Annotated in this window: 11 protein-coding genes; 4 read left to right on the forward strand and 7 right to left on the reverse strand. The window is 48.9% G+C overall.

Features of this window, described 5'->3' with window-relative positions; genetic code table 11:
* Positions 1 to 19 precede the first annotated feature (19 nt).
* A complete protein-coding gene (locus LLU09_RS11410; RefSeq protein ID WP_228311835.1) occupies positions 20 to 1,021 on the reverse strand; it encodes an NADP-dependent oxidoreductase in 1,002 nt (333 codons plus the stop codon).
* A gap of 175 nt (positions 1,022 to 1,196) precedes the next feature.
* On the opposite strand from LLU09_RS11410, the gene LLU09_RS11415 reads away from it, so the two are divergent.
* On the forward strand, positions 1,197 to 1,799 hold the full coding sequence (locus LLU09_RS11415) for a class I SAM-dependent methyltransferase (protein ID WP_228311836.1): 603 nt from the start codon (positions 1,197 to 1,199) through the stop codon (positions 1,797 to 1,799).
* 33 nt (positions 1,800 to 1,832) lie between these two features.
* On the opposite strand, the gene LLU09_RS11420 is transcribed toward LLU09_RS11415, so the two are convergent.
* On the reverse strand, positions 1,833 to 2,372 hold the full coding sequence (locus LLU09_RS11420) for a recombinase family protein (protein ID WP_228311837.1): 540 nt from the start codon (positions 2,370 to 2,372) through the stop codon (positions 1,833 to 1,835).
* Positions 2,373 to 2,484: 112 nt separating this feature from the next.
* Here LLU09_RS11420 and LLU09_RS11425 point away from each other — a divergent pair, with 112 nt between their 5' ends.
* The 3 genes from LLU09_RS11425 (at position 2,485) to LLU09_RS11435 (ending at position 6,299) form a co-directional block, all read left to right on the forward strand.
* Entirely contained in the window at positions 2,485 to 3,936 is a 1,452-nt protein-coding gene (locus tag LLU09_RS11425) for a SulP family inorganic anion transporter (protein WP_228311838.1), read from the forward strand.
* Positions 3,937 to 3,948: 12 nt separating this feature from the next.
* Positions 3,949 to 4,362, forward strand: a complete 414-nt coding sequence (locus LLU09_RS11430; RefSeq protein ID WP_228311839.1) for a universal stress protein — start codon at positions 3,949 to 3,951, stop codon at positions 4,360 to 4,362.
* A gap of 122 nt (positions 4,363 to 4,484) precedes the next feature.
* The gene (locus LLU09_RS11435; RefSeq protein ID WP_228311840.1) at positions 4,485 to 6,299 is read left to right on the forward strand and encodes a cation:proton antiporter; all 1,815 of its coding nucleotides are present in this window, start codon (positions 4,485 to 4,487) and stop codon (positions 6,297 to 6,299) included.
* Positions 6,300 to 6,329: 30 nt separating this feature from the next.
* Here the strand turns inward: LLU09_RS11435 and LLU09_RS11440 are convergent, their stop codons facing one another.
* Genes LLU09_RS11440 through fni form a run of 5 tightly spaced genes read right to left on the reverse strand, consistent with a single transcriptional unit; the run spans position 6,330 to position 12,420 of the window.
* Positions 6,330 to 7,442: a glycosyltransferase family 2 protein gene (locus LLU09_RS11440; protein ID WP_228311841.1), complete on the reverse strand. Its 1,113-nt coding sequence runs from the start codon at positions 7,440 to 7,442 to the stop codon at positions 6,330 to 6,332.
* 1 nt (position 7,443) lies between these two features.
* Positions 7,444 to 8,943, reverse strand: a complete 1,500-nt coding sequence (locus tag LLU09_RS11445; RefSeq protein WP_228311842.1) for a phytoene desaturase family protein — start codon at positions 8,941 to 8,943, stop codon at positions 7,444 to 7,446.
* A gap of 15 nt (positions 8,944 to 8,958) precedes the next feature.
* Positions 8,959 to 9,846, reverse strand: a complete 888-nt coding sequence (locus tag LLU09_RS11450) for a phytoene/squalene synthase family protein (RefSeq protein WP_228311843.1) — start codon at positions 9,844 to 9,846, stop codon at positions 8,959 to 8,961.
* Between the two features lie 11 nt (positions 9,847 to 9,857).
* Entirely contained in the window at positions 9,858 to 11,360 is a 1,503-nt protein-coding gene (locus LLU09_RS11455; RefSeq protein WP_228311844.1) for a phytoene desaturase family protein, read from the reverse strand.
* A 10-nt stretch (positions 11,361 to 11,370) separates the two neighbouring features.
* Complete coding sequence (gene fni, locus LLU09_RS11460; protein WP_228311845.1) at positions 11,371 to 12,420, reverse strand: type 2 isopentenyl-diphosphate Delta-isomerase; 1,050 nt, start codon at positions 12,418 to 12,420, stop codon at positions 11,371 to 11,373.
* Positions 12,421 to 12,723 lie beyond the last annotated feature (303 nt).

Genomic DNA, 12,723 nt, shown 5'->3' on the forward strand with positions numbered 1-12,723 from the left:
AGGGGTGCGTCTTCTTTGTCTATCCTTCTATTTTCACTACCTGTTTGCCCAGGTTCTTGCCTTCGAAGAGATTCCTGAAGGCACCCGGAATGTTTTCGAATCCTTCTTCCACAGTCACTTCCGTGTGGATTCTGCCTTCCTGCACCCATTCGGCAAGCTGTCTGCCTGCAGACTCGAAGTCATCTGCATAATTGCCGACGATGAATCCCTGCATCAACGCCTGCGTCTTGACGAGGATCCATTGGATGCGCGGTCCGATGTCATCCTCCCTGTTGTTGTAGCTGGAGATGGTACCGCATACCGGTACACGGGCAAATGTGTTCAGGTGCTCGAGCACGACATCAGAGACCTCTCCGCCGACGTTCTCAAAGTAGACGTCGACACCGTCAGGCACTGCAGCTTCAAATGTCTCAGCAAAATCATCCGCCTTATAATCGACACCGGCATCAAAACCGAGGGTCTCAGTCAGATAGTTGACCTTCTCTTCTCCGCCGGCGATGCCTACGACACGTGCGCCTTTTATTTTGGCAATCTGGCCAACGGCGGACCCGACAGCACCTGAAGCGGCAGAGACGACGACCGTTTCCCCCTCTTTAGGCTGGCCGATTTTCAGCAGGCCATGGTAGGCTGTCTGGCCGGTCATGCCGAGGGTGCTCAAGTAGAGGTGAAGCGGTACATCCGTATTCTGGATTTTTGATACATTATCCGGTGTAACGGTGATATAACGCTGCCATGGCAGTACGCCGACAACATGATCACCTTTTTCGAATGCATCATTCTTCGATTTCATTATTTCACCGACTACATGGCCGTGGAACGGCTTGTCGATTTCGAATGGTGCGACATACGACTTGGCATCGGACATGCGTCCACGCATATACGGGTCGACGGATACATATATTGGTCTGATCATCACTTCTCCATCGGATGGCTCCCTCACATCGATATCTTCAAATCTGAATACATCATCCCCGGGCACACCTTCAGGCCTTTTTGCGAGAACAATCTGTTCATTCTTCATATGATATTCCTCCAATTGAAATACTTTCACGGTTAATATTCTAGAGGTCTCCGGAAGTGTATTCAAAGATATTGATTGCTCTCTTTTCTACAGCCCTTTGCTCAATTATTATAGGTGACATCAGGGTAGAAGAGGATTGATGGAGTAAGGGAAGAAAGAAAGGAGAAGGATCTGCATGAATCATTGGGACGAGAAGTTTGACGAAGAGGAATACATCTATGGGAAGGAACCGAATGAATGGATAAAGTCCATCTTTGATAAAGAGGGACATGGAAAAGTTGCAATGCTCGCTGAAGGTGAGGGACGCAATGCTGTATATATGGCGAACCTTGGATATGATGTCACTGCCTTTGACTACTCACGGGTGGGTCTAGATAAAACCCGGAGATTGGCACAGGAGGCGGGAGTTGTTGTCACAACCCATCTTGTCGATATTACGGAGACGGATGCACTGCCTCAGGGTGAGTATGACATCAGCATCAATGTCTTCGGACATGTGCCATCGGACGGCAAGGAAGAAATGATCAAAAATTTGGTGGGGACAGTGAAGCCGGGTGGAGAGATCGTCTTTGAACTGTATTCGAAGCGGCAGATAGAATTCCAGACAGGCGGGCCAAAGGACATCCATATGCTCTATGATGTGGAGGGTCTTAGACGGGAGCTTGAAAAATACAACGTCGAAATCGTGACTCTCAAGGAAGAGATCCTCCGACGCAACGAGGGCAGGATGCATCAGGGCAAGAGTGCGGTGATACAGGGGCACATGAGAAAAGTATAGAGGAAGGACATAATGTCCTTCCTCCATATTCATCTACAGGTCGAGGTGGCGGTAGAGTGTCGCACGACTGATATTCGTCTCTTTCTTGATTTCATCAAGTGTGAACTTTTTCGACATGTACATCTCTATCGCTTTTTTAATGTTATCATCACTGCGTTTCGGACGGCCAAGCGGCTTGCCTTTGGATGATGCCTCGGTCATGCCGAGACGGGTTCTGAACTTGACGATGTCACTCTGGAATTCGGAGATGAGGTTGAGTGAAGCGCTGAAGGTGAGGGAGGTCTCCGAATCTATGGAGAGTCCCTTGTTCAGTATAATGATGGCTGTTTCCTTGGCAGACGCTGTATTGACCAGGTCGACGAGCTGTTTTGTGGAATCCGCCAATATGAAAAGATCTGTCACATAAAGGGTGTCGCCAGCCTTCATTGCTGACAGCAGGGCATTGAGCTGTGTCCGTTTTTTATTGTCATTATGGTCTTCCAGGTACAGTTTTTCGGCATGTTCTGCCAATTTCTGCTCCTGCGCGTCCATGGAGTCGATGAGTTCCACTGGCCGGGCATATCCATAGTTCATATTACACACTCCTAGATTTCAACTATATCACTTATAATTTCAAAAAGGGGTATACATTTGAAACTTCAGTGATTATAATAGGCTCTATGATTATAAAATAGGAGCGTAAAAAATGATAGAGACTTTAAAGAAAGAATGGCTCACTGATCCAAAAACGAATATTCTGGCCGGTATTGTAGTGGCGCTTGCCCTTATTCCGGAAGCGATCGCCTTCTCGATCATCGCAGGGGTCGATCCGATGGTCGGATTGTATGCCTCATTCATCATAGCGGTATCCATTTCGATACTGGGCGGCCGCCCAGCCATGATATCCGCCGCAACGGGGGCAATCGCCCTGCTGGTAACCCCACTGGTCAGGGAATATGGAGTCGAATATCTGCTGGCTGCAACGCTGCTCATGGGACTGATCCAGCTGATCCTCGGTATACTTAAGATTGGGAAACTGATGAAGTTCATACCGAAATCGGTGATGCTCGGCTTCGTCAATGCACTTGCCATCATGATATTCATGTCACAGATCGAACACATCTTTGGGATTTCAATTTCCACTTACCTCTATGTAGGCGTAACACTGCTCATCGTCTATGTTGTTCCGCGTTTCTTCAAGGCGGTACCGGCACCACTCATCGCCATTGTCGTGCTGACGGCGCTATATCTGTACATGGGTGCCGATGTCAGGACTGTAGGAGACCTTGGAGCCATCGAGCGTTCACTCCCAAGTTTCATCATTCCGGATGTTCCGTACACATTGGAAACACTCCGGATCATCCTGCCATTCTCGATTTCAATGGCAATCGTTGGTCTGGTGGAAAGTCTGCTTACCGCGAAGATCGTCGATGATGCCACAGACTCCTACAGCAGCAAGAACCGTGAATCCCGTGGTCAGGGTATATCCAACATCATCGCCGGCTTCTTCGGCGGCATGGGAGGATGTGCAATGATCGGCCAGTCCATCATCAACGTAAGGTCTGGTGCAACGACACGTTTGTCCACCTTTACTGCGGGGATGGTGCTGATCTTCCTCATCATCGTCCTTGGCGACCTCGTCGTTCAGGTGCCGATGCCGATTCTGGCAGGCATCATGGTCATGGTGTCGATCGGAACGTTCGATTGGGGTTCATTCAAGTATATGACGAGAGCCCCGAGGACGGATGTCGTCGTCATGGTCGTGACCGTTTCAATCGTGCTGATGACACACAACCTGGCCATCGGTGTGGTCGCCGGGGTCATACTCAGTGCCCTCTTCTTTGCGACGAAGATTTCCAATGTTGAAGTGGAGAAGACTGAGTCGGGGAATGAAGTGAACTACCACATCGATGGTCAGGTCTTCTTCGCCTCTGTAGACACGATGATGAACCAGATCGATCTCGATGATGAGCACAGGATGATTGAACTCGATTTTACAAATGCACATATCTGGGATGACTCTGGTGTCGATGCGATCGATACGATGATCACCAAAATGAGGCGGAAGGATAATCAGGTATACATTAGAAACTTGAATAAGGACAGCCGTAAAATCATCAACGAACTCAGTATGATTAATAAAGAAGAACTGGTATAGGGAGGGTCAATGATGTACAAATCAATATTACTCGCTGCAGATGGCTCCGAGAACAGCTTCAGGGCAGCACAGGAAATCAGGAAGTTCTACAATGAAGGGGCAACAGTCACGATCTTAAATGTAATCGGATATTCGGATTCCAAATCTGATGTGCTGCACGGCTCCAACAGCAAGAGCCTGGAGCGTGAGCGTCTGGAGAAAATTTCGGATATAACAAACTTTTTCGAAGAAAACGGCATCAATTATGAGACGGCATTCGAACATGGAGAACCGAAGGAAGCAGTAGTGAAAGTCGCAAACTCCGGGGATTACGATGTAGTCGTACTTGGTACAAGAGGACTGAACAGCCTCCAGGAAATGGTGCTTGGAAGCGTCAGCCACAAAGTGGCAAAACGTGCGAATATTCCTGTTATGATTGTAAAATAGAAATAATAGGGTAAAGAACAGATACAAAATCCTCTACAGGCTTTGTATCTGTCTTTTTTTATGCTTTTGCTGTACTTTTACATTAGATGATATTTTGCTCAACGGGAGAAAGGGTGAGTGCAATGAATATAGAAGTGCCATTAATGCTGCTGATCGTATTGTTCATCGGTCTCGGCATACTGAGCCAGTGGGTGGCGGCAATGATCAAATGGCCGGCGATTGTGGTCATGTCCATCGCAGGACTGCTCGTCGGTCCAATATTCCAGCTGGTCAACCCGGAGCAGATGATGGGGAGCGAACTCTTCAGCACAATCGTATCGCTTGCGGTCGCCATCATCTTGTTTGAAGGCAGCAGCAACCTGGATTACCGGGAGCTTCCTGGTGTTTCCAAGGCGATTGCGAGGATCATCACCATCGGTGCTGTACTGGCCTGGGTAATGGGCGCACTGGCCATGTACTTCATATTGGACTTGCCGTTATCCATTTCATTTGTACTCGGCGGACTGTTCATTGTGACAGGCCCCACTGTCATCCAGCCATTGCTCAAGCAAGCGAAGGTGAAGAACTCCGTAAACTCGATATTGAAATGGGAAAGCATCATTCTGGACCCTGTGGGTCCGTTATTTGCCCTATTTGCTTTTTATGTTTTCCAGATGATAGATCAAGGATTCGGGCTGGGATATTTCATGGAGTATATCCTCGGATTTGCGGTGGCCTTCGTCCTTGGCTTTGGTGCATCCTATCTTTTCAGATGGCTGATAAAATGGGATTTCGTCCCACAGAACCTGATGGCCCCGGTCCAATTCGTCTTCATACTGCTCATCTTCAGCCTCAGTGATGCAGTGCTTCATGAATCCGGACTGCTCGCTGTCACGATATTCGGGCTTGTGATGGCAAGACTCAAAAATCATAGTCTGATCTACAAGGAATCAGATCATTTCATTGATGAGATGACACTCATACTGGTTTCCACAGTCTTCATACTGATCACTTCGTCATTGACCAGGGAAGTGCTCAATGAAGTCATCAGCTGGCAGCTGGTCATCTTCTGTATTGTCATGATCCTCATAATACGCCCGGCATACATCCTTCTATCGACAATAAACTCAGGGATTGCCTTCAAGGAGCGTGCATTCGTTTCTTTTGTAGCGCCGAGGGGCATCGTTGCCCTGGCAGTGGCGGAGTTCTTTGCGGGACTTTTCATCGCCCAGGAGGTCGAGATGGCAGATCATATTGTGCCGGTGACATTTGGATTCGTCTTTGTAACAGTGGTCATCTATGGCTTCAGCTTCAAACCGTTGAGCAAATTCCTCAAACTTTCAAGTACAGAAGCTCCAGGCGTCATCATCATCGGGGAAAACAGATTTTCTCTTGAACTCGCAGAACGTCTGCAGGATCATGAGATTCCTGTACTCATATCGGATCTTCTCAATTCCAATCCAAAACGGGCCAAGGAACGCGGGTTGGAGACGTTTGATGGTAACCTGCTCTCTGAAGATGAGCGCATACAGACAGACCTGACACCATATAATCAGTGTCTGCTGACAACGCGGTCATATACTTTCAACCACCTGGCCTTCAATGAAATGTCACAGGAATTCGGGCTCAAGAATGTAAAGATGTTCCCATACCCGATCGACAGTGACAAGAAGAGACGTCGTGTTGAACCTGAGATCAAGCACCATATACTATTTGACGAAAACTACACATACTACTGGTTCAACCTGTTCATAGACGATCATGAAATTACTGAAGTAGATGCTTCCGAATCGGATTCCATTACGGATGATGATGTCGTCCTCTATCATATAGACGGAAACAAGAATGTCGGCTTCAAAACGATCACCGAAGATCTGAACTACAGTACTGAAGGTGTCATCGGCATTCTTAAGGGAGCGCATAGTTTTAAAGAGAAGAAGAAAAATGGAGAGTCCTAGGACTCTCCATTTATTATTTCCCGGGGAATATCATTTCCGCTTTTTCAAATCGATCTTTCGGTCCTTCCACTCCACTTTCTTCGTTATATGAGTCTGTATGAAAGACCGTGCATATACATGGAAAAAGAATAGTGAATACAAGGGATAGAGAATGTGGCTGTACCATGGGAGGCGTATCACCTTTCTTGCCATCCACATGAACTGCAGTGCATAGAATATATAGAATGCAGAAGGCAGGAGGAGGGTCTCGATATGCCATATGGCTGTAGTCACCAGATAGATAGGCGCAATGATTGTTCCACTGAGCCACAGCATGATCAGAGCCATAACTGAAGCTTCGGTATTTTCGGCGCCCGAGGCAATATGCTTCTGCCACCCTTTGACCACGGAGTGCAGCCCTTCCGGATACATTCTGAACTGCAATACGCCGTGCCCCATGTAGAGGGTGATCGGCAGATCCACATCATGGTATCCTCTGTAGATGCCCATGCCCTCTATCAGTGTTTCCTTTGCATTCATATGGCCGCCAGTGGCCGCGTAGTCTCTTCTATTTGTCATGAGGAAGGGGCCAAATACCGTACTGGTCTGCATCCTTTCACCAAAAGCCGAGAAGATGTTCATTCCTGTGATGGTGACGATATTGAAGATTGCCGACAAAGTTTCGTAGAACCGTACCGTCTGATGGAACGGCTGTATCGACAGGACCCCCCTATCCTCCTGCAGATGATATTGCCTCCTGATGCGGGAGAGTGAATCGGCATCGGTAAATGCAGTATCCGCATCCATGAAGATGAGGATCCCATATCGGGCATGCCTGGCCGCATAGTGGCAGGCATGACTCTTGCCCCGCCATTCATCCTCCGGCACATCGATCACTGTTGCACCGGATGCTTCGCCTACTCTGCGTGTGCCATCCGTCGATCCGTCGTCTGCGATGATGACTTCCCAATTTTTATACGTCTGCATATGGATGCTGTCGAGCAGCGCCGTGAGGTTATGGGCTTCATTCCGGGCGGGGATGATGATGCTGATATTTTCTTCAGTCGAGCGGCTGCTGCCGATGAAACGGGGGTTTCTATAGATGAGGAAGCCAGAGATGAGGCATATTGTAAGGAGAAGAATCCAGATGAGATGCCAGATCATGCTATCTGCCGCTTCTTTCTTTTTCTGAAATCATCGCCCCGACCTGCTGGCCGCTTAATGTGACCATCGGCATGCCGCCTCCAGGATTCACAGTTCCACCGACGAAATAAAGGTTATCAATATGTTTTGACTGCTTCGGATGCTTGAATCCCTTGTTCTTTCTTCGGTCGGAGACCGTTCCGTAGATTGCCCCGTGATCTGAAAAATAGAGGGATTCGATATCGTGGGGTGTGAGCATATACTCTGAAACGATATGATCACGTAGGCCATCGAGCCCCATCTTCTCCAGTTTTTCAAGTACGATCTCCCTGAATGCAAGATAGTCGGCCTTGGTGTATTCCTTTTTCTGGAGCGGAGGGATATGGGGGAGTATTTTCAGGTTTTCATGCCCGGCCGGTGCCTGTTCGGCATCGGTCTTATTTGTGTTGACGAGGTATATGGTCGGGTCCGTCGGCAGAACCTTTTCCTCGAACACTTCCCTATAGTTCTTCCTGGAGTCTGCCGAGAAGAAGAAGTTGTGGTGACCAAGCTGTGGATAGGTCCGGTCTATGCCAAGGTGGAGTACAAGTCCTGAGCTTGCCGGCTCAAATTTATTCTCCAGTTTCGCCATATTACGCGGAGGTTGATCCAGCACATGGCGATAGAACGGCAATACTTCCATATTGGAGATGATGTAATCGGCACTTCTCCTGCTGCCATCTGAGAGCACGATATATTGGATATGTCCACTCCCATCGGTTATGGCGGTCCTGATCGAGTGGCCGGTATGTATATCTACGCCGATATCTCGCGCCAGCCGGGCAATCCCTTCGGCAAGTCTGTGCAGGCCGCCTTTGACATACCATACGCCCTGTTCATGCTGCATGTGTGCCATCATATTGAGGACAGCTGGTGCACGATAGGCGCTTGAACCGACATACTTGATGAAATAACCGAGCATATCGCGCATATGAGGATGACTGACATGCCTGTTGATGCCCTGCTGCATGCTGGAGAAATAATCAAAGCCGCGGAGAGCCGTGAGCGGTCCGTGGAAACGGATGATGGAGCGGATATCGTCAAAGCCTTTTTCGAAGTATCCGGGCAGGGTCAGACGATCGATCTTACCGGCATAGGCGAGAAAATCACTGTACTCTGCAATATCTTCATTGGTGAGTTGGGGGTTTTTCTGTGCCATCTTTTCAAGGTCCGCATAAAGATCGATGTGGGTGCCATCTGTGAAAAATGACCGCCACTGCATTGGGACTTCACTGATTTCGACATAGTCCTTCATACTTTTACCACTGCCTGAAAAAAGACGCTCGAAAATATAGGGCATGGTAAGGAGCGATGGGCCCAAGTCAAATCCGAATCCATCCTGTTCATGGCGGTTCAGCTTGCCGCCGAGATGATCATTCTTTTCGTAGAGCGACACATCGAACCCCTTCTGCTTCAATGTGATTGCTGCGGACAGGCCGCCGAGCCCTCCACCGATGACTAGTGCTGTTTTATTTTCAGACATGCTGTCCCTCCCTTCCTATATATCCTTAAGATTTTTGAGAAACCGGCTTTCCTCATTCCTGATCTTCATTTTACGTGTCATGGGCACGGCATTGCGTTTTGTGAAGCAGTCATAACCGTTGCTCCTCACCTCATTCAGTATTTCGCGATAGACTGAGAGTGAGACGAGAAGCGGGAGCCTCGCCTCCTGCTTGTAATGTATGACTTCCTCCCTGAAGTCGTCATAGAGCGTTTCCGCCTCAACTGCGAGATGCTCCCACATATTTATGAAGGCATCGTCGATCGTCCCTTTTTCGAGTTGTGACACGGGACAACCATACCGGTCAAGAAGGGTTTCGGGTACATATATGCGTCCATGTTCCCTGATATCCTCACCAATGTCCCGGAGGATGTTGGTGATCTGCATGGCGACACCAAGTTTCTCTGCACTCCGCTTCCGATCCTGGGACAGGTCATCACTTAAAATCGGAAGCAGCAGCCTCCCGACAGAACCTGCAACATGATTGCTGTAGTGAATGAGGTCGTCCATGCTTTCGGGCTGTTCGAAGTGGATGTCCATCTCCTGGCCTTTGATCTGGGCATAGAGCATGGAGGAATCAATTTCATAACGGGCGGTCACATCCTTGAGTGCACGCCACATTGAAGCCTCGGGGGTGTCTCCTGCAACAAATGCATCAAGCTCCGCCTCGAGTCTTCTGAGATTGGCGACCCGGGCCTTCATGTCCTCTGCCTGATCTATTGCGTCATCGGCGATCCTGCAGAAAGCATAGATGGCGTATACGGCGTTGGCATCCGGTTCAGGCAGGCTGGAAAAGGCGTAATAGAAACTTTTGGAGTGCTGTCTGATCAAAGATTGGCAATGTTTGTAGTCATTCTCGAGCGAGAAGGTGTAATCATTGGTCATATCGACATCTCCTATCGGTGGTTATCGTCTTTCAGCAGCTCTTCGACCGCAATCTTGGAAGACAGGAGAACAATCGGCACACCTGCACCCGGGTGTGTACTGCTTCCAGTGAAATAAAGATTCTCGCAATGTGTCGCCTTGCTTTGCGGTCTCAGATGATTGCTCTGTGTGAGTGTAGGCCTGAGGCCGAATGTTGCTCCGTTATATGCATTGAAGCGCCCTTCGAACTCCAAGGGTGTCATCATCGTTTCGGAAATGATCTCCTGCTCGAAATTCTCCATGCCCGGCAGCATACTGATCTTACGGATGATCTTGTCCCGGTACATTCTGGATACTTCATCGGTCCATTCATATTCCATCGTGGATGTGTCTGAGACGGGCATGAGGATGTAGAGGCCGTCTTTACCTTCCGGTGCAAGGGATTCATCCATTTTTGAAGCGATATACATATAGAGGGAAGGATCCTCGAGCATTTCCCCGTCAAAGATGCCGTTGATGTTTGCATCAAGATCTTCAGAAAATACGAAGTTGTGTACATTGTCGATTTCGGGGTACTTCCTGTCCATACCCAGGTAGAGTACGAAACAGGAGCAGGAGTAGTCCATCCTATCGATTTTCTCATCCTGATACTTCCCTTTATGCTCCGGTTCCCTGACCAGGTGCTTCATTGCATAGGGGAAATCGGCATTGCACATGACATAGTCTGAAGGCATGAAGCGCCCCTCTGCCGATACACCCACTGCCTCTTTGTCTTCTATGACGATATGGTCCACGCTGGTCCCATATTCGATTTTACCGCCCATCTCCTTGAATAGGCGCTCCATGCCGGAGGCCATCGTACGCATGCCGCCTTTGATGAACCACACGCCATAGAGGAACTCTATCATTGGAATGATCGTATAGAGCGAAGGCCCTTTGAAGGGGGAGATGCCGATATAGAGGGTCTGGAAGCTGATCATCTGTCTCATGCGCTTGTCCTTGATGTATTTCTTCATCAGATTCTCAGCATTGTTCAATGTTTTGAGCTTCATGCCCTGTCCGATCATGAAGGGATTATAGAAGTCTTTCTTATTCCTGAAGGGGCGCTGGAGAAAGTGCTTTTTGGCGATATTGAAGCGATGGTAAAGGTCGCTCAAGTATCTCATGAAACCTTCAGCATCCTCATCACTGATCTCCTCGAACATTTCTATGTTCCTGACAAGGTCATTCGTCACCTGATACTGCTTTTGACCGTTATCAAAGTAACCGCTGTACATCGGATCGAGACGCTGCATTGGGATGTAGTCTTCCGGGTCGCGTCCTGCAAGTTCAAAGACTTCCCTGTACAACTCCGGCATCATGACGATGGTCGGTCCGAGGTCGAATTTATAGCCATCGAGGTCGATGCGGTTCATCTTGCCTCCCGGCGCTGTACCTTTTTCCAGGATGGTGACTTCGTAGCCTTCATTCTGCAGGCGTATTGCACTGGCGAGGCCGGCAACGCCCGCTCCTATTACTGTAATTTTTTTTGTCATTTTCTATTCCTCACTTATCCAGCGAACGCTGTCTCTGCCATGATATGATCTCTGGACTCAGGACAATGGGCCGGCTGGAAATTTCTTCGATATTCTGCGCATTGATCATTATGGATATCTTACACATCTGATGGTGGAACTGCTCGACATGTTCGATGGCTGCTTCGATGCCATGGTGTTCCACCTGTTCCAGCATAAGGCGCGACATGCCGATGGCTTTCGCCCCGAGTGCCAGACATTTCATGGCATCGAGGGGCGTTTTGATGCCTCCGCTTGCCAGGATATCCATATCTTCAAGAAAAGGCTGTGCTTCAAGGAGGGAAATGGGCGTGGAAAGGCCCCAGTCGCTCATGTAGGCCATGTCAGCCTTCTCACGTCGGGTATTTTCTATGGAAGCGAAATTGGTGCCGCCCCTGCCGCTCACATCGGCATATTTTACACCAATATCCTTCAGTATCTGGAGTGTCTCACTGCTCATGCCGAAGCCGACTTCCTTCACTATTACAGGTACCCCGGCATGTTCAACGATACTTTCGATATTGGCCCGCCATGATTTGAAGTTGCGGTCGCCTTCAGGCATGATGAGCTCCTGGGGTGCATTGATGTGTATCTGCAGAGCATCCGCCCGGAGCATCTCCACGGCGCGTTTTGCCCCTTCCAAAGAGACATCTGCACCCACGTTGGCGAAGACGATGCCATCGGGATGTCTGTCCCGGACAATGGTAAAGGAATCCGAAAGCTCAGGGTGCTTCAAGGCTGCGTGAATGGATCCAACTGCCATGGGGAGTCCGGTAGCCCGGGCTACTTCCGCCAGTTTCCGGTTGATTTCGCGGGTCCATTCACTTCCCCCGGTCATTGCATTAATGTAGAGGGGGCGTGAAACCTCAAAAGGGCCGATACGGGTGGAAAGGTCAACCTCTTCCATATTTACGGAGGGGATGGACTGGTGGACGAAGCGGATTTTTTCGAAGTCGGACATGCCTGGCTGTGACGGCTGGTCGAGGGCATGTCTGACGTGTTCATTTTTCCGTTGGCTTCTTAAGTCTATTTTTTCGTTCATTCCTCTGCTCCTTTCTTTTGGGCCCTCTCCATTCTTAGCCAGTGCAGATTCTTCAGCAGGGGGTGATTAAAAATTTGGATGATGATGAAGAGGACATCACTGAAAAGGGCATACAGCTTTAAATTCCCAGAGCAATTGGCGATGCCGGCCATAAATGTGAGGGAAGGGGGCGGTGACCATCCTTTGGGCCCCGCATTGCGGGGTGCTGGAATCCATTCAGGTTTCTGTGAAAAAAATGTTACATTATATCACTTGATTGTATACCATTATCAGTTATGATGACATGGTTTGTAAAATGATAAG

The sequence above is a fragment of the Salinicoccus sp. RF5 genome (assembly GCF_020786625.1).
Taxonomy (GTDB): Bacteria; Bacillota; Bacilli; order Staphylococcales; family Salinicoccaceae; genus Salinicoccus.

Bases quoted from the DNA above. Each gene is read 5' to 3' on its own strand.
- LLU09_RS11410 (WP_228311835.1), bottom strand. From the start codon at position 1,021: ATGAAGAATGAACAGATTGTTCTCGCAAAAAGGCCTGAAGGTGTGCCC.
- LLU09_RS11415 (WP_228311836.1), top strand. From the start codon at position 1,197: ATGAATCATTGGGACGAGAAGTTTGACGAAGAGGAATACATCTATGGG.
- LLU09_RS11420 (WP_228311837.1), bottom strand. From the start codon at position 2,372: ATGAACTATGGATATGCCCGGCCAGTGGAACTCATCGACTCCATGGAC.
- LLU09_RS11425 (WP_228311838.1), top strand. From the start codon at position 2,485: ATGATAGAGACTTTAAAGAAAGAATGGCTCACTGATCCAAAAACGAAT.
- LLU09_RS11430 (WP_228311839.1), top strand. From the start codon at position 3,949: ATGTACAAATCAATATTACTCGCTGCAGATGGCTCCGAGAACAGCTTC.
- LLU09_RS11435 (WP_228311840.1), top strand. From the start codon at position 4,485: ATGAATATAGAAGTGCCATTAATGCTGCTGATCGTATTGTTCATCGGT.
- LLU09_RS11440 (WP_228311841.1), bottom strand. From the start codon at position 7,442: ATGATCTGGCATCTCATCTGGATTCTTCTCCTTACAATATGCCTCATC.
- LLU09_RS11445 (WP_228311842.1), bottom strand. From the start codon at position 8,943: ATGTCTGAAAATAAAACAGCACTAGTCATCGGTGGAGGGCTCGGCGGC.
- LLU09_RS11450 (WP_228311843.1), bottom strand. From the start codon at position 9,846: ATGACCAATGATTACACCTTCTCGCTCGAGAATGACTACAAACATTGC.
- LLU09_RS11455 (WP_228311844.1), bottom strand. From the start codon at position 11,360: ATGACAAAAAAAATTACAGTAATAGGAGCGGGCGTTGCCGGCCTCGCC.
- fni (WP_228311845.1), bottom strand. From the start codon at position 12,420: ATGAACGAAAAAATAGACTTAAGAAGCCAACGGAAAAATGAACACGTC.